This is a genomic window from Hippea jasoniae (assembly GCF_000744435.1).
GTDB classification, from domain to species: Bacteria; Campylobacterota_A; Desulfurellia; order Desulfurellales; family Hippeaceae; genus Hippea; species Hippea jasoniae.
The window spans coordinates 1-24,270 of the sequence record NZ_JQLX01000016.1; the positions used below are offsets into that span (position 1 = coordinate 1).

General features: G+C 38.4%; 19 protein-coding genes and 1 rRNA gene. 1 reads left to right on the forward strand and 19 read right to left on the reverse strand.

Annotated features, from left to right (window positions below; genetic code table 11):
* From EK17_RS07675 to EK17_RS07715, 9 genes are all read right to left on the reverse strand, one after another.
* Positions 1-711: ribosomal RNA gene (locus EK17_RS07675) — 16S ribosomal RNA — on the reverse strand; the annotation flags it as partial.
* A 193-nt stretch (positions 712-904) separates the two neighbouring features.
* On the reverse strand, positions 905-2,182 hold the full coding sequence (locus EK17_RS07680; RefSeq protein ID WP_035589383.1) for a pyridoxal phosphate-dependent aminotransferase: 1,278 nt from the start codon (positions 2,180-2,182) through the stop codon (positions 905-907).
* Positions 2,183-2,192: 10 nt separating this feature from the next.
* Complete coding sequence (locus tag EK17_RS09135; RefSeq protein WP_051904516.1) at positions 2,193-2,825, reverse strand: GntR family transcriptional regulator; 633 nt, start codon at positions 2,823-2,825, stop codon at positions 2,193-2,195.
* A 65-nt stretch (positions 2,826-2,890) separates the two neighbouring features.
* Positions 2,891-4,942, reverse strand: a complete 2,052-nt coding sequence (locus EK17_RS07690; protein ID WP_035589385.1) for a TRAP transporter permease — start codon at positions 4,940-4,942, stop codon at positions 2,891-2,893.
* 73 nt (positions 4,943-5,015) lie between these two features.
* Positions 5,016-6,023: a TAXI family TRAP transporter solute-binding subunit gene (locus EK17_RS07695; protein WP_035589389.1), complete on the reverse strand. Its 1,008-nt coding sequence runs from the start codon at positions 6,021-6,023 to the stop codon at positions 5,016-5,018.
* A 100-nt stretch (positions 6,024-6,123) separates the two neighbouring features.
* Entirely contained in the window at positions 6,124-7,176 is a 1,053-nt protein-coding gene (locus EK17_RS07700; protein ID WP_035589391.1) for an NAD-dependent epimerase, read from the reverse strand.
* Positions 7,173-10,580 (reverse strand): DNA polymerase III subunit alpha, encoded by a 3,408-nt coding sequence (gene dnaE / locus EK17_RS07705; protein WP_035589393.1) that lies wholly within the window; start codon positions 10,578-10,580, stop codon positions 7,173-7,175. Before dnaE ends, EK17_RS07700 begins: the two co-directional genes overlap by 4 nt.
* Positions 10,581-10,639: 59 nt before the next feature.
* Positions 10,640-11,389 carry a DUF3108 domain-containing protein gene (locus EK17_RS07710; RefSeq protein WP_035589395.1) on the reverse strand — a complete coding sequence of 250 codons (750 nt, stop codon included), beginning with the start codon at positions 11,387-11,389 and terminating at the stop codon, positions 10,640-10,642.
* A 2-nt stretch (positions 11,390-11,391) separates the two neighbouring features.
* Positions 11,392-13,836 carry a diguanylate cyclase gene (locus EK17_RS07715; RefSeq protein WP_084675124.1) on the reverse strand — a complete coding sequence of 815 codons (2,445 nt, stop codon included), beginning with the start codon at positions 13,834-13,836 and terminating at the stop codon, positions 11,392-11,394.
* Positions 13,837-13,931: 95 nt separating this feature from the next.
* On the opposite strand from EK17_RS07715, the gene EK17_RS09140 reads away from it, so the two are divergent.
* The gene (locus tag EK17_RS09140; RefSeq protein WP_051904517.1) at positions 13,932-14,408 is read left to right on the forward strand and encodes a PaaI family thioesterase; all 477 of its coding nucleotides are present in this window, start codon (positions 13,932-13,934) and stop codon (positions 14,406-14,408) included.
* Here the strand turns inward: EK17_RS09140 and argJ are convergent.
* From argJ to EK17_RS07770, 10 genes are all read right to left on the reverse strand, one after another.
* Positions 14,405-15,610, reverse strand: coding sequence for a bifunctional glutamate N-acetyltransferase/amino-acid acetyltransferase ArgJ (gene argJ / locus EK17_RS07725; RefSeq protein WP_051904518.1), 1,206 nt, complete (start codon positions 15,608-15,610; stop codon positions 14,405-14,407). The genes EK17_RS09140 and argJ overlap by 4 nt on opposite strands.
* 12 nt (positions 15,611-15,622) lie before the next feature.
* Positions 15,623-16,612: an N-acetyl-gamma-glutamyl-phosphate reductase gene (gene argC, locus EK17_RS07730; RefSeq protein WP_035589516.1), complete on the reverse strand. Its 990-nt coding sequence runs from the start codon at positions 16,610-16,612 to the stop codon at positions 15,623-15,625.
* Positions 16,613-16,656: 44 nt separating this feature from the next.
* Positions 16,657-17,046: a 30S ribosomal protein S9 gene (gene rpsI, locus EK17_RS07735; RefSeq protein ID WP_035589406.1), complete on the reverse strand. Its 390-nt coding sequence runs from the start codon at positions 17,044-17,046 to the stop codon at positions 16,657-16,659.
* A 9-nt stretch (positions 17,047-17,055) separates the two neighbouring features.
* Positions 17,056-17,484: a 50S ribosomal protein L13 gene (gene rplM / locus EK17_RS07740; RefSeq protein WP_035589411.1), complete on the reverse strand. Its 429-nt coding sequence runs from the start codon at positions 17,482-17,484 to the stop codon at positions 17,056-17,058.
* A 75-nt stretch (positions 17,485-17,559) separates the two neighbouring features.
* A complete protein-coding gene (locus EK17_RS07745) occupies positions 17,560-18,282 on the reverse strand; it encodes an oxygen-binding di-iron domain-containing protein (RefSeq protein ID WP_035589413.1) in 723 nt (240 codons plus the stop codon).
* Positions 18,283-19,250: 968 nt separating this feature from the next.
* Positions 19,251-20,321, reverse strand: a complete 1,071-nt coding sequence (locus tag EK17_RS09505; protein WP_051904519.1) for an OmpA family protein — start codon at positions 20,319-20,321, stop codon at positions 19,251-19,253.
* A gap of 109 nt (positions 20,322-20,430) precedes the next feature.
* On the reverse strand, positions 20,431-21,498 hold the full coding sequence (locus tag EK17_RS07755; protein WP_035589415.1) for a tungsten cofactor oxidoreductase radical SAM maturase: 1,068 nt from the start codon (positions 21,496-21,498) through the stop codon (positions 20,431-20,433).
* Positions 21,499-21,501: 3 nt separating this feature from the next.
* Entirely contained in the window at positions 21,502-22,173 is a 672-nt protein-coding gene (locus tag EK17_RS07760; RefSeq protein WP_051904520.1) for a HesA/MoeB/ThiF family protein, read from the reverse strand.
* Positions 22,174-22,176: 3 nt separating this feature from the next.
* Positions 22,177-22,452 (reverse strand): MoaD/ThiS family protein, encoded by a 276-nt coding sequence (locus EK17_RS07765; RefSeq protein WP_035589417.1) that lies wholly within the window; start codon positions 22,450-22,452, stop codon positions 22,177-22,179.
* Between the two features lies 1 nt (position 22,453).
* Entirely contained in the window at positions 22,454-24,265 is a 1,812-nt protein-coding gene (locus EK17_RS07770; protein ID WP_035589419.1) for an aldehyde ferredoxin oxidoreductase family protein, read from the reverse strand.
* Positions 24,266-24,270: the final 5 nt, after the last annotated feature.

Genomic DNA, 24,270 nt, shown 5'->3' on the forward strand with positions numbered 1-24,270 from the left:
TTTCACCCCTCCACCGGGAATTCCGCTTGCCTCTCCCGCACTCTGAGCCCTGCAGTATCCAATGCAATTCTTGGGTTGAGCCCAAGGCTTTCACATTGGACTTACAGGGCCGCCTACGCACGCTTTACGCCCAGTGATTCCGAACAACGCTCGCACCCTACGTATTACCGCGGCTGCTGGCACGTAGTTAGCCGGTGCTTCCTCTGAGGGTACCGTCAAGCATAAAGGGGTATTAGCCCTCTATGACTTCTTCCCCTCTGACAGGAGTTTACGACCCGAAGGCCTTCATCCTCCACGCGGCGTCGCTGGGTCAGGCTTTCGCCCATTGCCCAATATTCCCCACTGCTGCCTCCCGTAGGAGTCTGGCCCGTGTCTCAGTGCCAGTGTGGCTGACCATCCTCTCAGACCAGCTACCCGTCGTAGGCTTGGTAGGCTTTTACCCCACCAACTACCTGATAGGCCGCGGGCCCATCCTGAAGCGAGAGCTTGCAAGCAGAGGCCCCCTTTCCCCCTGCCTCTTGTGAGGCAGGGAACTATCCGGTATTAGCCCACCTTTCGGTGGGTTATCCCAGACTTCAGGGCAGGTTACCCACGTGTTACTCACCCGTGCGCCGGTTTACTCCTCTCCCGAAGGAGAGTTTCTCCCACGACTTGCATGTGTTAGGCACGCCGCCAGCGTTCGTTCTGAGCCAGGATCAAACTCTCATGTTAAAACTATGAAAGATATATATATCCTTCTTAGCTAAAACTCTGTTTCTTTTTCAGGGCTTTATCTTTCCATACTGACTTTTAAAAGATCATGTCGCATCCAGCGACGGAATGAGAATATAATACACTTTGGGGGATTTGTCAAGGGGGAAATGTTAGATTTTGAATTTTTTAAAAACCCTATTAAAACAGCATTCTAAGCATTTTCTTCTACAAAGCTGCAAATTTTTTGTATAGCATCAAAGGTATTTTTGCAAAATTTTCTAACAAAATCTTCATTCAGCTCACCCTCTATCTTTGAAGCCTGATTTAAGGCTAACTCTCCATCAAAATCTACATAGGCAAGCCTTATTGAAATCTCGCTTTTGTCTCTACCAAAATCCTCACCAGGCAAAACAGCAACACCGGTTTTTTCAAGCAACTTATTGCAAAAATCCCTTCCACTTTCGATGCCTTTTTTCTCAAAACCGTTTCTAAAGTTTTCAAAGTTAACAAAATAGTAAAACGCACCTTCTGCTTTATGAACCTCTATGCCTGTATTTTTAAAGCTTGAATAGATGTAATCAGAAATCGCACCCAAAACCCTTCTTGCATTCTTAAGATAATCCTGTATCTCATCATCAAACTCAAAAGCCCTTATTGCTGCATACTGAATCGGTGCAGATACAGAGGTAAATGTTTCACTTGCAACTGCAGCCATCTTATCAGCAAGCCATGATAAACCTTCTGGTATTGCAAAAGTCCCTAATCGCCAGCCGCCTGCACCACACCACTTACTCAAACCGCTACTAATGATTGTACCCTCTGGATAAAACTTAGCTATTGAGATGTGATCACCGTCATGATCTAATTCACCGTAGATTTCGTCAGAAATTATTACGATATTATGTCTGCGCGCCACATCTGCAAGCTCTTTTAGCAACTCAACAGGGTAGGTTAAACCTGTAGGGTTGTTTGGATAATTTAGAATAATCACGCGCGGAATCTTGGGGAATCTATTGCAATAATCATCCAGAACATCAGGCTGCAGAAGCCATTTATCTTCAAATGTGGTTTTAAGCCAGCCCACACTTCTGCCCAAAATCCTTGCCTGCGGATCGTATGAAACCCAGCTTGGCGAAGGCAATAGCAGCTCCCCATAAAAAACAAGCTGGAGAATAAACATCAGCTCTTTTGAACCAGGACCTATAATGATATTTTCAACATCAAACTCAACACCCTGACTTTTTTTATAATACTCAGCTATCGTCTCTCTGAGCCTTTCAAGCCCCTTTACAGGTAGATAATCCTTTTGGTGTGCGTTCTCTTTTAGGGCTCTAACAACAGGTTCAGGTACCGGAAATGGTGATTGCCCCAAGCCAAGCTTATAAACCATTCTCCCTTCTTTTATCATCCTGTTGCTCTTTTCATTGATGCCCAGGGTGGCAGATACAGGCAGATTGATAATGTTGGAGTTTATACTCCTGCAGATCATAAAAAACCTCCTACAAATAACCTAAAATTTTATTTGCCGTCTCAAGATAGTGCTCTCTTATTATCTGTTCAATCTGTTGTTTTTTCTTTATTGTCTCAACTATAATAAGGTGCCTGTGTTTGATCTCTTCTGGAGTGTATAGCTTTACCCAGAAACGCCTAAACATCAAATGAGATTTTAAACTCAACTGTCTTGCATATCTTTTGATATACTCGTTTGAAAAAGAAAGCAAAAAATCGTGAAACCTATCACCCAATTCAACAACCTCAATCTCCTTTTTTTCCAAGGCCATAGACTCCATCTCATTCACCATCTTTTCAAGCAATTCAAAATCTTTATCTGTCAAAATATCCGCAATACATCGTGCAGCATAGCCTTCAAGCAAACCCCGCGTCTCATAAACCCCTAAGATATCGTCTTTTGAGAATGTTTTAACAAAACAGCCCTTTCTGGGTTTATATTCAACTATTCCTAAAGCAGCCAACTCTTTTAGGGCTTCTCTGACAGGTGCCCTGCTTATTGCAAGCTCATTTGCTATACTGTTTTCGTTTAGCCTATCGCCACCTGTTAATTCATTTCTCATAAGCTTCTGATAGATATGTTCTATAACAAAATCCTTAAGCGTCTTTTTTAGCCTTTCCATTGTCTATTGTCGACAATATACTAAAAAAATAAAAAAGTCAAGGGGCTTTTTGCCCCTTTTAGTGTTTAAGCTGTGGCCATCTGCTGCGGTTTTATCCTTAGCTTTTGAGAGAGATATACAAGTCCAAAAACTAAAAGCCCAAGCAGATACATGTAATACTTCAAGCCCTCTTCAAGATGCAGCGTATGCAGTATTCCTCCGGGGTAGAATAAAATCCAGGATGCAAGCAACAAAAACGGTATCTCATACCACTTATTACGCGTAATAAGCCACCCCTGAAGAGCACTTGCAAATGCCAAAGAACCCATTAAGGTCATGGCAAAAATCATAATAATCTTTGGCCAGCTTGTGATATGATAGAGAATAATATCGGGATTAAACACAAACATAAAAGGCAAAATGGCTGTTCTCATGTCATAAATAAATCCCTGCACAGCAGTTGGAATTGGATCAGCATCAGCTAAAGCCGCTGCAGCATAAGCAGCAAGGCCCACAGGCGGCGTATCATCTGCTATAATTCCAAAATAGAAACAGAACAGGTGAGCTGCCATCAAAGGAACAAAGAAACCGTAATTTTGAGCGATTGTAACAATAACTGGTGCCGTCAATGAAGCCATAACGATGTAATTTGCCGTTGTGGGAAGTCCCATTCCAAGAAGAAGACTTGCCATAGCCGTGATTATAAGCAATAGATAGATATTACCATGTGCCATTGTATCGACAAGCTCTGTTATCATACTACCTATACCTGTTGCAACAAGACCCACAACAACACCGGCCGAAGCACATGCTAAAGCAACAATAACCATATTGCGAGAACCGGATACAAATGCATCAGCTGTAATCTTTAAAGAACTAAACAACGCATCTTTAAGCGTCCTACCCTCTTGCTTGATTTTCCTTAATTCCTGATACAGAATGGTAAAAATCAATAATATTATGGTTCTAAACGCACTCATTGCCGGCGAGTGCCTTAACACCATAAGCTCGATAACAAGCCAACCTATAGGTATCAAATAGTGAAAACCGTTTTTCAAAACCTCTTTTGCATTCGGTAGCTGCTCCTTTGGCAAACCCTTTAACCCCAGTTTACTTGCCTCAAAGTGGGAAACAAAAAACAGTGTTATGTAAGCAACAAGCGCAGGAATAAATGCAGCTTTAACAACCGCTATATATGGAACATTGACATACTCAGCAATAATGAACGCCGCTGCACCCATAATTGGAGGCATAAGCTGACCGTTAATACTTGCCGCAACCTCTGTCGCCCCTGCTTTTGTTGCTGGATAACCTGTTTTTTTCATCAACGGAATTGTAAAAGTTCCTGTTGTAACAACATTTGCAACAGACGATCCAGATACAAGACCAGTCAGTCCGCTTGCTACAACGGCACTCTTTGCCGGTCCTCCTTTATACCTACCAAGACCTGCAAAAGCCAGATCGATAAAAAACTTTCCCGCACCGGCTTTATCAAGCATGGCACCCAATAAAACAAACAGATAAACTATTGTTGTAGAAACCCTTAAAGGAATACCAAAAATACCCTCTGTTGATAGCGAAAGCTGACTGACATACTTATCAAGCGTAACACCTTTATAAGCCAGAATATCAGGCAAGTAAGGACCAAAAAATCCATATAGCGTAAAAAGCAAACCTACCATCGGTAACGCTGGACCTATAGCCCTTCTTGTTGCCTCGAAAACCATAATCACCAGTAGAATGCCAAAGATCTTATCTGTAAGACTTGGTGAGCCCATCCTCATTGAAATACCTGTCCAGGCAACTGTAATATACAATGCAGCTGCAACACCTATAGCGGCAAGTATGTAATCTATTAAGGGAATACCCTCTCTCTGTGAAAGCCAGGGTAAAAATTTAATGCTTCTTTTTTTGAAAAAAGGCACAGAAAGAAAAATCATTGCCATGGCAAATGCAAGATGGATTGAGCGAGCAAAGGTTGAATCAAGCGTCCAGACGCTGGCAATCAACAACTGAAAAATCGCCCAGCTGACGCCAATAATCATTACAAGCAGCTCTTCTTTTGGTCTTAGATCCCTGACATTTCCTGTATCCTCTTTTAAGAGCTCCTCTATTTTTTTCTTTTTAGTCTCATCCATAGCCTCACCCCTTAAAGCAAAAAAATAAGGGGTGGATTAGCCACCCCTTTAAAATACCTTTTTTTAAGGTTTTTTACTGCTGAATGAGTTTTTTTGGAATATACTTAATTAAACCGCTTTCTTTGTAATACTTCAATGCCCCTGGATGTATGGGTGCTGTCAGACCCTCAAGCATATTCTTCTTTGTAAGAACCTCAAATGCAGGATGCAGCTTTTTAAATGTGTCTAAATTCTCAAAAACCTCTTTTGTTATGGCATATACAACATTAGCAGGCTCTTTTGCGCTTGTAACAACTGTTGCCTTAACACCCACAGTCCATACAACATCCTGCTTATTTGCAGCCATTGGATAGAATTTCTTTACAGGAATCTCAGCTTTTGCATAGTATGGATGCTCTTTGAGTAGTTTCTCTACAGGTTTACCTGCAATAGGAATAATCCTTACTTTAATCCTGCCACTGGTAGCCTCTTTGATATTGCCGTTTGGATGTCCAACTGTATAGAAGAATGCATCAATTCTACCATCCTGAAGCAGACCAGGAGCCTCAACAGCCTTTACATACTCTGGATGGATATCGCTTAGTTTAATTCCAAAAGCCTTAAGGATATCTTTTGAGTTTTGAAGCTGACCAGAGCCTGGGTTTCCAAGATTAACCCTTTTGCCTTTTAGATCGTAAACACTTTTAATGCCACTATCAACGGATGCAACAAGTGTTATAGACTCAGGATGCAGTGAAAATACGCTTCTTAGATTCTTCTGTGGTCCTTTGTTTTTCCACTCAGCCAATCCATACCAGGCCTCATACTGCCTGTCGGACTGACAGATTCCAAAATCTAAATCTCCACTTAGAACTGCATTGATGTTGTAAACAGAACCACCTGTTGATTCAACCGTCATTTTGATGTGATACTGTTTAAATTTGGCGTTAACCATCTTTGAGATAGCACCACCGGCAGGATAGTAAACGCCTGTAACACCACCTGTTCCGATGGTAACAAATGTCACCTTAGCCTCAGAAACAAGGGCAAATGCAGCGATGAAGAACACAACTGCCATCAAAGAAGATAAAACCTTTCTCATAAACACCTCCTAAAAAATTTTTAAAAACTTACCAACTCCATCACACTTAAATTATAATCGTGTTCATATCAATTGTCAATTAAAAATTAATTAACTTAAGCTAAACTCTGTAATAACTGCGATACCAGTCGATAAACTCTTTTATACCCACCTCTGGGGGCGTGTGTGGCCTGTAGCCTAACTCTTCAACAAGAGCCGATGAGTCGGCAAAAGTAGACTCAACATCACCAGGCTGCATCGGCAGGAGTTGTTTTTTTGCTTTTTTACTCAAAAGCCTTTCTATAATCTCAATAAACTCCATTAAGTCAACGGGAGAATTGTTGCCGATATTATAAATCCTATAGGCTACTTTAGAGCTTGCAGGGTCTGGATGTAAGGGGCTCCATTCATCATTTGGCTGGGCGGGTTTTTTAATTACCCTCACAACACCCTCAATTATGTCGTCGATATAGGTAAAGTCCCTTTTCATCTTGCCGTAGTTGTAAACCTCAATAGGTTTATCCTCAAGTATATTTTTAACAAACTTAAACAAAGCCATATCCGGCCTGCCCCAAGGTCCATAAACGGTAAAAAACCTCAAACCAGTTGTTTTTAAACCGTATAGATAGCTATAGGTATGCGCCATAAGTTCGTTTGATTTTTTCGTGGCAGCATACAGGCTAATTGGATGATCCACATTATCCGATTCGCTGAATGGTTGTTTTTTGTTCAACCCATATACACTGGATGAGCTTGCAAAGCATAAATTTTCCACTTCAAAATTTCTGCATGCTTCAAGAATATTCAAAAAACCGTAAATATTGCTATCGATATAGGAATAGGGATTCTTTAAAGAATACCTTACGCCAGCCTGAGCTGCAAGATGGCATACACAATCAAACCTCTCCTCTTTAAACAGCCTATCTATTGCAACCTTATCCTTTAAATCCAGTTTCATAAACCTGTAGTTGTTAAACTTTATTGAATCAACAAGCTCTCCATAGGCAACCCTGTTTTGTTCTATACCTGCAAACTCAAGCCTGCCAAACTTTAAACCAACATCGTAATAATCGTTTATATTATCAAGGCCAACAACATCAAAACCCTCTTTTGCAAGCCTGTTTGCAAGGTGAAAACCTATAAATCCTGCAGTTCCTGTAATTAATATTTTCATGCGGCATCTCCTTTTACATCTAATTTATACGGTATATTAAATTTCTTCAGCGCATCAAGTAGCGGTTTTGTGATGGAGATCTTTAGCATGCTTTGAATTTCATAAATCTGATCGTTTTCTTTGTAGTATATTACAAGCGACTTATTGCCGCTATTTCTTTCAAAGACCTTTCCTAATGTTTCAAAATGGCTTTTATCCTCCAACGATAAAAACACCTTTAGCTTACTAACCTTTGAGTCAAATTCATCTTTGGATATAATATCTTTAACAATCAGGTTGGGCTTTTCACTTGTGGGATCAAGACTACCAAAAACAATCAACAGCTCGTTTTTTTCAAGCAAATCCTTTTTTGTCTCATAAAGCTTTGGAAACACGGTCGCCTCAAATGTGCCTTTCATATCTATAAACTTTACAAACGCCATTGTTTCTTTTCTTTTTGTCTTCATCTTTCTAATATCCACCGCAATGCCTGCCATCACAAGATCCTGATCATACTTATCTCCATAATCCTCACTTGTTGCATTAATAACAGCCTCGATAAAACCTTCATATTTAGCGATAGGATTAGCACTAATAAAGAAACCCAAAAGCTCCTTTTCATACTCAAGAATCTGGTCTTCCGATACCTGCGCCACCTCTATAAGTCTAGGATGGCTTTCCTCCTCCTGCTTTTTGCCAAATAACGAAGACATCTTTTTTGTGGCCTTTTTATGGGAGGATGCAGACCACTCAAGCAGATCATCCAGACTTGCTAAAAGACTTGCTCTGTTTGAATGCAATGAATCGAAACATCCGCTTTTTATTAAACTCTCTATAACCTTTTTGTTTACCTTTCTTGTATCCACACGCTTTAAAAAATCGTAAATCGATTCAAATTTTTTCTCTTTTCTTGTGGCAATAATGTTTTCTATAGCAGCATCACCCACATTCTTTATAGCACTAAAGCCAAACCTTATAACAGCTTTTCCATCTTTTGTAGCCACTGCAAAATCGTGGTAGGAATCGTTGATATCGGGCGGAAGAACGGTAATTTTCATTCTGTTACACTCTTCTATATATTTGGCAATATTGTCTGTATTGTTTTTTTCGCTTGTGAGCAAGGCACTCATAAAATATTCAGGATAGTGAGCCTTCAGGTATGCCGTCTGGTAGGCAATGTAGGCATAAGCTGCTGAATGAGATTTGTTAAACCCGTATTCTGCAAATTTTGCTATCAGGTCGAATATATACTCTGCCTTCTGCCTATCTATACCGTTTTGCTCTGCCCTTTCAACAAATATGCTTTTTTGTTGCTGCATAATCTCTGGTTTTTTCTTGCCCATCGCCCTGCGCAAAATATCTGCCTCACCAAGCGTGTACCCTGCAAGTTTGCTTGCTATCTGCATGACCTGCTCTTGATATAGAATAATGCCGTATGTGTCTTTTAGAATCTCTTCAAGCTGCGGCAGTGGATATTCGATTGGTTTTTTGCCATGCTTTCTGTCGATAAAATCCTGCACCATTCCGCTACCCAAAGGGCCAGGTCTATATAAAGCAACAAGGGCTATTAAGTCTTCAAATGTGGTGGGTTTTAAGTCAACAATCAATCGTTGCATGCCTGATGATTCAAGCTGAAACACGCCAAGTGTATTGCCACTTTGCAAAAGTTCGTAGGTTTTTTTATCATCAAGTGGAATCTTAGAGATATCAAAACCATCACCTATAAATCTAACCGTTTCATCAATAATCGTGAGATTTTTAAGCCCAAGAAAGTCAAACTTTATCAAACCAATATCCTCAAGATAATCCTTCGAAAACTGAACGGCTATCGTATCCTCACCGGGGGCTTTATACAGAGGACAGCTTTTAAATATGGGCTGGGTGGAGATAACAACACCTGCTGCATGGATTGAAGCGTGCCTTTTTACACCCTCCAGCGTTTTTGATATATCAAATAACTTTTTTACCTTTTCGTCTTTTTTAATTTCAGCCTTAAGCTGTGGATTGGAGTTAATGGCATCTTCAAGTGTAACCTTTGGGCCTGCTGGAATCATCTTTGCAATTCTATCTGCTTCCTTGTATGGGAAACCCAAAACCCTTGCAACATCACGCACAACTGCCTTTGCACCCATTGTTCCAAATGTGATAACCTGAGCTACATTGTATTTGCCGTATTTTTCCCTCACATAATGGATTACCTCATCGCGTCTGTTTGCACAAAAATCCACATCGATATCGGGCATCGTTACCCTTTCTGGATTCAAAAATCGCTCAAAAAGCAGATTGTATCTAATCGGGTCAATGTCTGTGATTCCTATTGAATAGGACACAAGGCTGCCAGCTGCAGAGCCTCTGCCAGGTCCAACAGGGATACCGTTTTTCTTTGCATAATTCACAAAATCCCAGACTATTAAAAAATAGCCAGAAAAGCCCATCTGTTCAATGATCTTTAGCTCATGCTCAAGCCTGTTTCTGTAAATATCTTTTCTTTTTTCATCAAAGTTGGATATTTTTTTCTCAAGACCCTCCCAGGCAAGCGATCTTAAATACTCCTCCTCAGTTGTGTTATCCGGCGTTTTATAATGCGGTGGGGCAAGTTTTCCAAGCTCAAGCTCAACATTGCACATATCGGCTATAAACTTTGAGTTATACACAAACTCAGGATTATCTTTAAAAACCTCAACCATCTCCTCTTCCGTTTTAAAGTAAAACTCCTCTGAGCCCATCCTCATTCTGTCTTTATCGTCGATAAGCTTGTTTGTTTGAACACACAGAAGGGCATCCTGAGCTGAGGCATCCTCTTTGTTTAAATAATGACAATCGTTTGTGGCAACAAGCAGTGTGTCGGTTTCTAAGGCAAGTTTAATAATCTGGGCATCGATCTTTTGCTGATCCTCAAGCCCATGTCTCATAATTTCCATAAAGAAATTCTCTTTACCAAAGATCTCCTTATATTCATAAACCGCCTTCTTTGCACCTTCATAGTCGCCATCAAGGAGTCTTTGCTGAATCTCACCATGCAAACAGGCGCTGCCTGCAATTACGCCTTCTGCATGCTCCTTTAGAAGCTTTTTATCAATACGGGGTTTGTAGTAAAATCCCTCCAAAAATCCCATGCTGCAAAGATACATTAAGTTTTCGTATCCCTTGTTGTTTTTGGCAAGCAGTGTTATGTGAAAGTTGCCTTTTGTAGATTTATCGTGCAGGTCTTTGGGGGCTATGTAGCCTTCGAACCCCAGAATCGGCTTTATGCCCGCCGCAGTTGCCGTTTTATAAAACTCAAGTGCACCAAACATATTGCCGTGATCCGTTAAAGCTAAAGCCTCCATGCCACTATTTTTAGCTTTTTCAACCATATTTTTAATCTTGCTTGCACCATCAAGCAGGCTGTATTCTGAGTGGTTATGCAAATGCACAAACGCCATCTTTCAAACCTCCAAAATAATCTAAAAAAGAGTATATCAATTTAGAAAAAAAATTGCAGCTATTGGATTGAAAGTTTTGTAAGCCTTAAACCAAAAACTCCTATTATATGCCACATCCTGCTAAGCAGTGGGATTTTTGGTTGATTTTTACTGACAAATACAATCATTTTTTTAACATCTTTTTTCTTTTCAAATCTACCTTTGTCAAGCTTGTAGAAGGTTAGCTCAGCCTCAATAGCCTCTCTTTTGCCTTTTTTTCTTTTCAGCATATCGATATTGACGATAGTTTCTTTTAAGGGAAGAATCTCCACACGATAAAGGTGCTTTGAAATAACAACATCTTTAAAATATGTTTTTGAAAACTCAAAGGGGTGTTCAACAAAAAACAAATAAACGCTCAAAGGTGAATAAACGCCGTTTTTTGAACTTAAAACATAATGCTTAAGGTGCTTTTTCTTATAGTAAACATCAGCCGTTGTTGCATTATCAAATTTTACATAAACATCCTTATTTGATGAGCCTCTAAACTTAGCCCTGTAATAAATATCCTTCAAGCTTTTAACATCAACAGCATCTTCAATATCAACCTTCAGCTTATAAAAGATACTGATAAATTTTGATGTTTGTGCTTTAAAGTGAACAACATAGCTGTTGTTATCACAATAAGCAGTAAGCTTTCCCTCGCCCACCTTCAAACCACTAAATTCAAACTTGTAGTTGGCTGTGAAATTTTTAAATGGGCATTTTGCATACAAATTTCCACTAACAAGAAAAAAAAGGACAATCCATGCAACAACTCTTTTAAACATAGCTACCTCAAACCCTTTATTTGATTATCAGTGCCGATATCATTACCCCTAACGGAGCGCAAAATCCTCAAAAGCGTCTTTTCTCTATCTACAGAATATTTATTTCTATACATATTGTCATCAGCAATCTTAAAAAACTCATCTGTATTTTCAATATCACCGTATTGCACAGCCATTCCAAGCGATACAGAAAGAAAAAATTCACTGCCCGTATTAAATTTATCAACCTCTTTTTTAATTCTACTCAAAAAAGCCTCAACGCCTTCTTTATCGGTATTGGGCATAATAACGGCAAACTCATCACCACCGATTCTTGCAACAATATCGTTAGCTCGTGCTTGATTCTTGAGGATGCTGGCAATAGATTTAATAGCCTTATCACCCGCAGTATGGCCCAAATTATCGTTGATAATTTTAAGACCGTTTATATCACACACAACAAGCGATAAAGGATAGTTTCTCCTATTAAACAACCGCCTCAATTCCTCAGTAAAATAGCGCCTGTTATACAGTGATGTTAATGAATCATGAAAACTTAAATACTCCGTCTCCTTCTCTTTTTCATATCTTTTCGTTATATCATACAGCGAAACAACAAACAGTTTTTCAGAATACAGCTCAATCTCAGACACAGAAACAAACAACCACTTATTTTTATTGCCCTTTGTTATAATACTTGTTGTGCAATCAATACACTTTTTACCATTTTGAACACCCTTTACGGCATTCTTTATAATTTTGATATTCTTATGCCCAACAATGTCTGTTATAGTTTCTAAACTGAATTCCTTAATCTCTAACAATTTACGCGATACCCCGTTTGCATACACAACATTCAACGCTTTATCAATAGCAATCACACCCACATTAACGCTTTCCATAAAACTTTTAAATCTTTCAAGCTCTCGCTGTCTTTTTCTAAATAGCTCCACGCTATCGGTAATCTCTTTTGCAATGGCAACAATCTCATTATCTTTTCTGTAAAAAACTACAAAGAAATATTTATCTTGATTGTTGAAAGTCAAACAGTCAACAAAGCTTAAAACACCATCTATCTCAAACGCCTCTTCAAATTTCTTATCAAGATGACCCATAAACCCAAACACATCAAAGGCATTTTTTCCTACAACATCATCTCTTTTAATATTCAGGCAACTAATTACACACCTATTTGCATCCTCAATAATAAATACACCTGAATCAATTCGCCTGAAGATAACCACACAATCTGGAAAATTAGACACAAGGCTAAAATAACGCTCAAACAATCTCTTTGTTTCTTTGGAGTATCGCTCAACTTTATCCGACATATCATTGATTCTATCAGCTATTAGCTTTAAATCTGACACCTTCAGCCTGGATAAATCTATCCTTTTTTTGTCTGGATAGCTGTTAAAAAAATCCTCCACAACAGCCGTGTCTTTTTTCAATATCAAATAAAGCACAAGATGGATCAGTATCAACACAGCAACTAAAATGAAAATAGCTAAAACAATAACTGTAATTCTTGATTTCAGTCTTTTTTTGAACTTCAAAAAGGCAAGCGTTCTAAATTCGCTCTTTAAATCTTTAATATATATGCCACTTCCAACGATCCAGTTAAACGGCTTATACAAAACTATATAGGACAACTTTAAGCCTTCCACATTTTTCGATGGAATCTTATATGTATATTCAACAAAGGACTCTTTATGCAGTTTTAAGTCTTTTAAAAACGCCTTTCTATAATAAAACCCCCTGCTGTCGGTAATATTGTCTGATATACATCTTCCAACCAACGATGGCTTGTTGGGGTTCAATAAAACCTTTGCAAAGCAGCCTCCGCCGTTGATATTTAAAAGCTTTGCAGCAAAAAAATAGCTATTTTTATATTTTACAGCTTTATATAAAGCCAGTTTTTTTAAAATATCTACCTCAAGCTGTTTTTTAAATTGGCTTCTGTCTATACAATAAGAAAGTTGTGATGAAAAATGTTTTAGATCAACGGTTTTACAAATACCCCCTAAATAAGATTTTATCTTTTTAAAGACTCCATTTTTTATCAAAAAAACATTATCTTTTTTTCTAAGTAGAAAATATCCATCACTCTTTTTACTCAAAGTTTTTAAATACTCAATTAAGCCATTAAAATTTACATCTGAGGCTTTAGAGTTCACATCTATAACCGATTTTATTGCATGCAGTGTAATATCAAGCTCTTTTTCCTTAAGCTTCAAAGCCTCTTTTCTTTTTAAATCGATATAATTTAAAGCATTCATCACACCTGTTTTAAGTTGTTCCTTTTTATCTTTAACAAAAAGCTTCTCAGCTATTTCTGCATCATCTTTCAGGCTTGTTTTTGCATAATAAATCCACAATCCAGCCATAATTAAAGCAGCCACAATAATCCCAATAACAGAAAAAATCATTAGTAGCTGAGTTAATTTTATGTTTTGTATTTTTCTCATATATAAAGTTTAACTAAAAAAGAAAGTTTTTTCAATTTTTTTAAACTTGAGCATAACCGTAAAATTCATATAATTTTTCAAAAAGGGGTTATGCAATGAGAAACCTACCACGCTATAAAGAGTGCTTTGTATGCGGCAAAAACAATCCCATTGGACTGAATATAACATTTAAGACAGACGGCAAAATCGTATTTGTTAATCTAAAGCTAAAAAAGGAATATTGCGGTTTCAAAAATAGGATTCATGGGGGTATTCTTTCAACTATTATAGATGAGGCAATGGGCTGGGCTTGCAGTGTTAAAACAAAGCGGTTATATTACACCATAGAACTCAACATAAAGTTCAAAAAAGCAGCTCTGCCGAATGAACAGTTGATTGTGGAAGCTGAATTTATCAAAGAAAAACACTACATCTGTGCATCAAAAGGCATAATCAAAAATGCAAAAGGCGATATTTTGATTATCGCATCAGGCAAATACTATCCAATAGAAGAATCTGAAGAAAAATCAATCTTTGCCATGCTGCACCATGAACCGGAAGATAATAAACCGGTAACCAAAGAAGACCTTTAGGTGTGGTATTCGGCGTTAATCTTTACATAATCATAACTTAAATCACTAAACCACATATTATATGTGCAAACACCCAATCCAAGGTCTATAAGTATGCGAATTTCGTCGTTTTTCATGTAATTTTTAAGTTTTTCTCTATCAAAATCGACTTTTTTTGAGTATGCATAAACAAGCTCATCACCTATAAACACCTTCAGCCTGTCAACGCTAAAATAGGCATTCGAATAACCCACAGCATCAACAATCCTGCCCCAATTGGGATCCTCACCAAAGATCGCCGTCTTAACAAGCAGGGAATTAGCTACACTTCGGGCAACAAGCTGAGCGTCTTTCTTAGAAAATGCACCCACAACCACAACCTCTGTTGTTTTTGTGGCACCCTCACCATCTTTAACAATCATTTTTGCAAGATGTGTGCAGATATGGATGAGCTGATCTGCAAAAAACCTGTATATCTCATTTTCTGTTGTTATCTTTTCATTTTTTGCCTGACAGGTTGACATAATAAAAACCGTGTCGTTTGTGGATGTATCGCCATCTACACTGATTCTGTTAAACGATTTATCTACAGCCTCCCTCAAAGCCCTATCAAGCATATCGTGGCTGATATTTATATCGGTGGTGATAAATGCAAGCATCGTTGCCATATTGGGATGAATCATGCCAGCACCCTTTGCCACACCACCAATATTGAACTCTTCGCCGTAAAAACTACAGTTCAACGCCATTTGCTTTGTAAATGTATCTGTAGTCAGTATTGCCTCAGAAAAATCATCACACCTATTGCTGCCCAACCTATAAACAAGCTCATCAATTGCCGTTGTAATCTTTTCAGAAGGCAAATCCTCACCTATGATTCCTGTTGAGGCAACAAAAATCTGATCTTTTTCTATGTTAAGCCTTTTACTAAGGGTATTTACAACATCGCCTATAGCATCAAAACCGTTACTATTGCACGCATTGGCATTGCCGCTATTTACAATAACGGCTCTGATATCGGGTATTTTTTTCATCAGTCGCATATCATAAATCACAGGGGCTGCCTTAATGGCGTTCTGAGTAAAAACCGCCGCAGATATTGTGGGTGTTTCTGAAAAAATCAACCCCAGATCTTTGCCTTTTTCTTTTAAACCACAATGAACACCTGCGGCTTTTATAGATGGAACAACACAGATAGAACCTTTAGTTTCTTTTGATTTCATACCTCACCTTTTCTAAGGATAGTATGGGGCAGGATAAAGCCCCTCTTTTTCATCTAATCCAAACATAATATTCATATTCTGGATAGCCTGACCAGCAGCACCTTTTATAAGATTATCTATAACACTGACAATAATTAATTTTTTCTCATCAATCAAAGCAGGATATATGTTGCAAAAATTTGTGCCCTTCACATCGACAATCTGAGGCGGATTATCAACAACCCTTACAAAAAATTCACTTTTATAAAACTCATCAAATATTTTTATATCTACAGCCCTTTTTAGATTCACATAAATCGTGGATAGAATTCCCCTTTGAATAGGCAACAGATGTGCAGTAAACACAACCCTATTATTAAGTCCAAACTGTTGCTCTATCTCTGCAACATGCCTGTGAGAGCCAACTGCATAGGCCTTGAAATTCTCATTCACCTCACAAAACAGCATCGACTCTTTCAGACTCTTTCCTGCACCACTAACACCGCTTTTTGCATCAATAATCACGCTGTCATCTATTAAATCGGCAATCGGTGCCAATGCCAAAATTACACTGGTTGCATAACATCCCGGATTTGCAAGCAAGCTGCAGTGCTTTATTTTATCCCTGTTTAGCTCAGATATACCATAAACAGCCTCATCTATTAGCTCTTTTGCAGGATGCCTTACTTTATACCACTTTTCATAAACATCTATATCAAGCCTGAAATCGGCACTCAGGTCAACTACTTTAACATGGGGAAATATATCCTTTACAATGCCTGCAGACACCGTATGGGGCAGGGCTAAAAATACAACATCCAGCGTTTTAATCTTTTCTATATCGATCTTCTCAATTACAAGATTACTAAAACCCTTCAAAAACGGATACAGCTGGTCAATTCTTTTGTCTGCATGGCTTCTTGATGCAATATATGCTACTTGAACCTGCCTGTGGTGCAACAATAATTTTAATAGCTCAACGCCTGTATATCCGCTTATTCCAACAATACCAGCTTTTATCATTTCACAATTAAAAAGAAAAACCCCACTTGCGTGGGGCGGGGGTGTTATCTCTTCGACCACTGGAAGGATTTTCTTGCCTTTTTCCTTCCGTATTTCTTTCTCTCCTTTGCCCTTGCATCCCTTGAAAGCAGTCCAAGTGGCTTGAGGGTTGACCTCAAATTTGGATCGTACTCTACCAGAGCCTTTGAGATGCCGTGCCTCAAAGCCTCAGCCTGAGCCATTATGCCACCGCCTCTAACAGTGGCATAGATATCAATCTTTCCATTTAAACCAACAAGATTGAGTGGATAGTAGATTTTTAGCTTTGCCTGTTCAAGACCACCAAAATACTCATCCAGCGTCTTTTTGTTTACCGTAATCTTACCATCGCCAGAATATACCCACACCCTGGCAACAGATGTCTTTCTTTTACCCGTTGCGTAATATCTTTCCATTTAGCACCTCTATAACTCTATCTTTATCGGTTTTTGAGCCTTATGCGGATAGTCATCTTCTGCATACACCTTTAATTTAGTAATCAACCTGTTTGCAAGCCTATTTTTTGGCAACATACCCTTTACGGCATGTATTATGACCCTTTCAGGATGTTCCTCTAACATCTTTTCAGCTGGAATTTCCTTTAATCCACCTATATAACCGCTATGCCTGTAGTATTTCTTCTGCTGAAGCTTTTTACCCGTCAGCTTAACATGCCTTGCGTTAACAACAACAACAAAATCACCACCGTCAATATGCGGTGTGTATGTGGGTTTATTTTTACCCCTCAAAATATTTGCAATCTGAGTGGCTATTTTACCAAGCACCTTACCTTTTGCATCTATGAGATACCACTTTCTTTTCTCTGGCTCAAATTTAGCCATAAAAGTTTTCATAACCCACTCCTTACCTCAAAATTCTAAAAGCAAAAAGCTTTATACTGAAATTATAAGAATTTGTCAAGTTTTTGCTTACATTATCTCAACACCGCAACGCAAAACCTTCAACCATTCAAGAAACCGTTTAACCGAACTGCCTATATAAACCGCACCATGCTGTGGGGCTATAATCTGAATATCGAGGTTTTTTATTGTCTCAAGCCATTTTTGTATAACACCGCTGCAGGGTATATACCGTTTATGAAAATCCTCAATGTATGGTATATGCTTATCAAAATCCTCAACAACAACATAATCGTTGCCAAAAGAAGCACCTAAATCGCCGCTGTAGAGTATTTTTGAAATAGGGTCATAAACCTGAAAGTTTCCTGCAGAGTGCAAAAAATGAGCAGGTATTACCAAAAGCTCACTTTCACCCAATTTTATAGTCATCCCCTCATCAGGAATAGGTGTTATCCTGTTTTTTACATAATCATCTATGCAGAAATGGTGCATAAAACGTATCCATAGCTGAGATAAAAATGCATTGGCTTCAGTTATAGTAAACCAGGAATTTGACGATGAAACAATATCCGGATCTTGATGAGAGAAAAAAATATATTTCAATTTGTTAGGATTTGTAACATCGGCAAGATGAGAAAACAGCTTGGAATAAACCTTAGAGCCTCCTGGATCAAGTATCATGGATTCAGTACTATCTATAATCACATGCTGATTAGCCTGAATCATATCCCCTTTCGTCAAATCAAAAAACATCACATTTTTATGTGAATTAGAATCAAACAAAACCTCCACAGCACCCTCCAAATTTGTTTAAAAACATTATTAGAAATTACTAATAAATGTCAATTAAATTTATAAAAAATAACAGTTATATCCACAACTGTTCAGTTGAAATTTCATCAAAAAGTGAATAGCTACTTCGAATTCTCAGTTAAATAAATAACCATTGAAATCCAACACTTACTTAAATTGATAAGTTTAATATTTTGTTTTAAGTCTATTTGTGGAGGATATATCTCAATATTTCATTTAAACTCAATTATGCCTAATACCTTGTTTAAGAATTTTCTCTGAAGAACTCACCAAGCCCCTACTAAGAATAAATAAAACTCATCAAGCCCTATTGCCTACTTAAGAAAGTCTTTGAAGAGTTCTTGGCGTCAGGCTCGATAAAGGAGTCTGTCGAGCCCCTACTTGAATAAACACCTATTAGAACATAAATGAAACTCAATTAAGTCTAATTAAGTTTTGTTTTCCCTCTGAGTAAGCACAAAAAAGTAGGGGCTCGGATAATTCCCTTCAGGAGTCTGACCATCAATTTGAGAACAACTTTGTAGAACTCATGATAGTCAGACAGGCGGGAATAGTGCAACAGGTGCTTTATCCAGCACTTACTTCTATTAACAGACTTTATTTTCCCTAAAATCTATTATTTTGAAAATGATACTTTTCTACAAAAAAAGAGTTTCTTAATTAAAGTAAGTGCTGTACCCGCTGTACGAAAAAACAGCCATATTTCATTGTAAAAGAACAGTTTTTAACCCCAGCACTTACTTAACTTGAAAATCTTAATCTATTTATTGAGGCCTAATTCTGCAATAATTATACTCAATTTTATATATAAACTCAATTAAAAAAAGTAAGTGCTGGGCTACAGAAAAAATTTTCCTCTTTAAATAGCAACAGACTCCTATTAGACAAACTACCTTTGCATACCTTGTTTTATCAAAGATATATACTTGTTTATGAATTATAATTTTTTAATAGATTTTTATCTCGACCCTGCGGTTTTTTGCTCTTCCTTCTTCTGTATTATTGTTTGCTATAGGGTCTGCCTTGCCTTTCCCTTCTATCTTAATTCTGCCCTTGTTTATACCCTCAACATATATCAAATAATCAGCCACACTCTGAGCTCTTTGAAGAGAAAGCTTTAGATTGTAAGCATCACTACCAACATTATCTGTATAGCCAATAATCAAAACCCTTTTATCAGGCTGTTGTTTCAAAATCTCAGCCACTACATGAAGAGCATCTTTTGCTTTAAGCTTTAAGAAAAATTGATTGAAATCAAATAACACTTTTTCAGGGATTGTAAGTTTTGTTCCTTCAGAGGTTTTCTCCATCTTTATACCAAGTTTTTCAGGCTGGGGCCTTTTTTCCTTCTTTGAGTATTTAGCAATCCTGATATTCGTTAACAGTTCGCCATATTTACGCGTATCATCATAAAACATAAACCCTACACCACTTACATGTTCATTTTGGCTAACACTGAAAGGAACAACCGTTAATCTTTTACCATTTGCATAAATCCTTAATTGATGCCGCCTTACCTGAATCGCTATATGAACCTTCTTTTTGTGAAACTTTTCCAGTCTTCCAATCTTACCAACCTTCTCAAGCCAGAATGTATACCCATTGTAATCATCGTGTATTTGTAGGTCGTAAGGTAATCTTGCTTGATCCCAGCTATTTCCTTTGCTTTGCAAAAACCTAAATAGAAAGTCTGCTCCCCCAGGATCCTGATAACCCAAAAAATCAAACTCAATAGAAAACTCATCTCTGCCTAAATCTATTTTTTTATAAACCCTGTAATCTCCATCTGTAGAAGGAGCAAGCCACATCATATTTCTATATTTAACGCATTCGCCAGCACCACTCACTTTATCAAATTTAGACGGCGGCTCTCCTATAGGACAATCTGAAAAATCATCTACAAAAACAACCTTATCTGCGGGAATAAATGGCTTACTGGATCCTGTTTGTAAACCATCTGCTAAAGCAGAATAACCAAACAGCAACACAATAATCATACTTAAAAAAAGTTTTCTCATATCCCACCTCTCCTATTAAATTGTTTTGTTATCTAATTTTAACAAATCTATAAAAAGAGTCAACGAAAATATAAGATTACTCAAAGTATTTAGAAAAACATAAAAAACATTAAGGGCAGATTATAATGTTTCTTGACCACAGGCAATCACCGCAGGATGGCGATAAACCAAAACAATCGATTTCAGTATCTTTAACAAAATCGCATGATGAATTCAGGCTGCAATCGATGCAGGATGGGTAAAGACTATGCTCTACTATAAAGCGAAACCACTTATAATCCCTGCTGTTCCATATATCTATAAGTTCTTTGTCATTAACATTACCAAAGGAATGAGCATAGATCTGCTTTTTCCTGCCAAGCACATATTCAACTGAGGTGTGCAAGAATCTATAACATGGGGCTACCTCTCCATCCCATCTAACAACAGTAGCGTTTTTGCTTATGAAATTGCACTTTCTTTCTGTTTTAATACTTAAATAGGGCAGAGTTGCTGATGCCTTTGCCTGCACCGCATCAACAATCTCTTTTAGAATCGATTCATCTGCTGGATAAAGCGTCTGATCGCATAAAGCCTCAAAAACAGGCAGGATGTTTGAAACAATAACATCTTTAACGCCTATTTCTAAAAAACTCTCAATCGTATCTGCGGCATCCTTTATCGATTGTTTATCTAACACTATCTCTATTGAAACTGCCGGTTTATCGGCTTTTAATTTTTTTCTTTTTTCAATAAGCGCTTTCAATGTTTTGTAAACAACAGAGTTATGCAGATGCCCAACAGGCGTATTATCAACCGAGACAACAATATTGTCCACTCCTGCATCGATAATAAAATCTACAAACCTGCCAAGCAGATACCCGTTTGATGAGAGGGTTAAATAACAGCCCAGCTCATTTTTTAAAAATGTTATCATACCCTTAATATCTTTATGCAACAGCGGTTCACCAATGCCAGCTAAAGCAACCTCTTTTAAATGGGGCAATTTTTTTAAAGAATGCTTGAGATTCTCCCAGGTTGAGTTATCCATAAATCCATCTTTTTCTACAAAGGTATTCTTAAAACACATTTTGCAGCTAAAATTGCAGCTATTTGTTGGCTCAATATAAACCTTCCTGATGTTTTTAGAATCGGGAATGGTTAAAAAGGCATCCTTTAGTTTAAATTTCTCATCCACATCCTACTCCAGATTAATTACCGAACAGCTAAAATCACCTAAATCAACAATCAATAATTTATTTAAAAAATGAGGTTTGCCAAATATATTATTCAGGGTTTCCTCAGCCATTAATCCACCAATGACAAATACAGCTGTTGGCGCAACACCAATAGGCTTACTGCTATCCTCAATTCCCGCATAGATATCACCTAAAGCCTGTGTTTTGTCTTTAACAATCGTAGTAATCTGACCAAAGTTGTATTTTATACCACCATGAACCATAAAGGTCTTTTCAGGCAAAAGGTCTTCAAGAAAAAACCGCGAGGCAAAATTATCAAGGCAATCAACAACACCATCCACACTTTTTAATAGATCATCCATACCGCCAGCTGTTATATCTAAAAAATACGGCTCTATAGCTGTGTTGCTTCCAATCACAGAAAGCCTTTCTTTTGCAACCTCAACCTTGGGTTTATCTAAGTCATTTGAGTTATAAAGTAGCTGGCGCCCAAGATCGGAAGCGCTGACCACATCCCTGTCAACGATGACAAGCCTACCAACAGAAAGCCTTACAAGAATCTCAGCTACAACACATCCCAACGCCCCGACGCCAGCTACAAGAATACTGCTGTTTGCAATGGTTTTTAGCTTCTCTTCTTTAAAAAACAACCTGCTTCTTTGAAGTATATCCAAAGTCTATCCCCCGCCTCCGGGTGGAAATATGTCAATCCTGTCATCTTTATGCACAACTGTTTTTTCTCTTTCAAGGTGCATGATATTTTTACCGTTAATCAAAATAATGGTGCCTGTTTTTAAGTGTGAGTTATCAAAGAGTTTATGAAGAAAATTTTTACCTGTATGTTGCTGACACAGCTTTAAAGCCTCATAGATACTCACACCATCAACATCTATCTCAATTGTTTTTAAGCCAAATTCGAGCCTTAAAAGCGTATAAAAATTAAAAACGGCCATTTTAAGCTATTTCAAGCTCCTTTAGTTTATCCTCTGGTATATAACCATCCTCGCTCCAGCCTCTGAGTTTGTAGTATTCCTTCAAAATGTCTTTATAATGGCTGACCGATCCTTTTTGAGCGCCATCAGGTAGAGGCTCTTTTTCAAACCTTTCAGGTAGTCTATCCTCATCAGGCCCGATGCCGGCTTTAAAGTTAAACAACCTCTCAAGATTCCATATTCTTTCCCCAATCTTTAATACCTCATCTGTTGTTAAATTAAAACCTGTTCCAGCATTAATCAGCTCGGTATAATCATCCGCACCCAGAGCAAACGAGCTAAACAGACACAATCCTGCAGAATCTATAACAGCCGTCAAATCCTGAAATTCCTTTACCCAGTTTGCCTTGCTTTCAAGACTTTGTGGGTCAAGTTTTTCCGGGACGCCTAAAATCTCTGGTGAAATCATATAACCCCTAACATGGCAGCCGCCCCTGTTGCTTGTTGCATACTCAAGCGCATGCCCCTGCACTCCTCTTGGATCGTAGGCTGGCAGCTCCTGTTTTTTAACGGTCATAGAAAACTCTGGATGGCCGTATGAGCTACAAAATCTATAAGAACCCTCAGCTAATTTATCACCTATGCCTTCGCGGTAGGCTATCTTTTTAAGATAATACAGCAATGACTCACTGCTTCCAAAAACAAGCTCAGGACCGCCGCCTAAATCCTCTTTTGGCAGATAACCTTTCTCATAAAGCTCCATAGCCGCAGCCAAAGTAGTACCGGCAGAAATCGTATCAAGCCCAAGCTCGTTACACATAAAATTAGCATCGGTTATCGCTATCAAATCTTTTACGCCGCAGTCAGCACCAAAAGCCCATCCAGATTCATACTCAGGGCCTTCACCCTTTCTGCCGTTTGGCAAGACAACCTCTCTACCGCATCCTATGGGACATGCATAACAGGCTGTGTTATTGATCAGATAACCCTTTTCAACCAATGCCTCCCCGTTTACCTCTTCTGTATATTCAAATGTGCCGGATTGAAAGTTCCTTGTTGGATACAACCCGTTCTGGTTTATGATACTATCAAGCACCTTTGTTCCAAGTTTTGGCAGGCCCTCACCTGTTATAGGATTTTTTCTTATTATATCAACCTTGGCTTTTACAGCATCCATAAATGTTGCCTGATCCATAACATTGATCCTCTGGGAGCCCCTTACAACGATGGCTTTTAGGTTCTTGCTGCCCATAACAGCTCCCACACCGGTTCTGCCTGCCGCCCTTGATTTATCGTTCATTATTGCTGCAAACTTTACAAGGTTTTCACCTGCTGGACCTATGCAGGCCACCCTTGCCCGTTTATCACCAAACTCCTCAAGCAACATATCGGTTGTAATGTCTGTCGTTTTACCCCACAAATGCCCTGCATCTTTAATCTCTACTTTATCGTCGTTTATTGCTATATAAACAGGGTTTTTTGCTTTTCCCTCTACAATTAGCAAACTCCAGCCTGCCTTTCTTAGCTCAGCACCAAAAAAACCACCGGAATTACTGGAGGCGATTGTTCCTGTTAAAGGTCCCTTTGTTACAACCATATACCTGCCGCCTGTTGGAACAGCTGTGCCTGTCAAAAGGCCATTTGCAAAAATCAGCTTGTTTTCCTCACTCAAAGGGTCAATAGTAGGGTCAATCTCATCCATTAGAATCTTTGTTGCAAGACCTCGTCCACCCAAATATTTCTTAACAAGCTCGCCATCCACCTCAAAATCAGAGATCTCTCCGCTTGACAGATTAATCCTCAAGGCTCTCACTTTTAAAATATCGTTTGCCATCCCCT

Bases quoted from the DNA above. Each gene is read 5' to 3' on its own strand.
- EK17_RS07680 (WP_035589383.1), bottom strand. From the start codon at position 2,182: ATGATCTGCAGGAGTATAAACTCCAACATTATCAATCTGCCTGTATCT.
- EK17_RS09135 (WP_051904516.1), bottom strand. From the start codon at position 2,825: ATGGAAAGGCTAAAAAAGACGCTTAAGGATTTTGTTATAGAACATATC.
- EK17_RS07690 (WP_035589385.1), bottom strand. From the start codon at position 4,942: ATGGATGAGACTAAAAAGAAAAAAATAGAGGAGCTCTTAAAAGAGGAT.
- EK17_RS07695 (WP_035589389.1), bottom strand. From the start codon at position 6,023: ATGAGAAAGGTTTTATCTTCTTTGATGGCAGTTGTGTTCTTCATCGCT.
- EK17_RS07700 (WP_035589391.1), bottom strand. From the start codon at position 7,176: ATGAAAATATTAATTACAGGAACTGCAGGATTTATAGGTTTTCACCTT.
- dnaE (WP_035589393.1), bottom strand. From the start codon at position 10,580: ATGGCGTTTGTGCATTTGCATAACCACTCAGAATACAGCCTGCTTGAT.
- EK17_RS07710 (WP_035589395.1), bottom strand. From the start codon at position 11,389: ATGTTTAAAAGAGTTGTTGCATGGATTGTCCTTTTTTTTCTTGTTAGT.
- EK17_RS07715 (WP_084675124.1), bottom strand. From the start codon at position 13,836: ATGAGAAAAATACAAAACATAAAATTAACTCAGCTACTAATGATTTTT.
- EK17_RS09140 (WP_051904517.1), top strand. From the start codon at position 13,932: ATGAGAAACCTACCACGCTATAAAGAGTGCTTTGTATGCGGCAAAAAC.
- argJ (WP_051904518.1), bottom strand. From the start codon at position 15,610: ATGAAATCAAAAGAAACTAAAGGTTCTATCTGTGTTGTTCCATCTATA.
- argC (WP_035589516.1), bottom strand. From the start codon at position 16,612: ATGATAAAAGCTGGTATTGTTGGAATAAGCGGATATACAGGCGTTGAG.
- rpsI (WP_035589406.1), bottom strand. From the start codon at position 17,046: ATGGAAAGATATTACGCAACGGGTAAAAGAAAGACATCTGTTGCCAGG.
- rplM (WP_035589411.1), bottom strand. From the start codon at position 17,484: ATGAAAACTTTTATGGCTAAATTTGAGCCAGAGAAAAGAAAGTGGTAT.
- EK17_RS09505 (WP_051904519.1), bottom strand. From the start codon at position 20,321: ATGAGAAAACTTTTTTTAAGTATGATTATTGTGTTGCTGTTTGGTTAT.
- EK17_RS07765 (WP_035589417.1), bottom strand. From the start codon at position 22,452: ATGGCCGTTTTTAATTTTTATACGCTTTTAAGGCTCGAATTTGGCTTA.
- EK17_RS07770 (WP_035589419.1), bottom strand. From the start codon at position 24,265: ATGGCAAACGATATTTTAAAAGTGAGAGCCTTGAGGATTAATCTGTCA.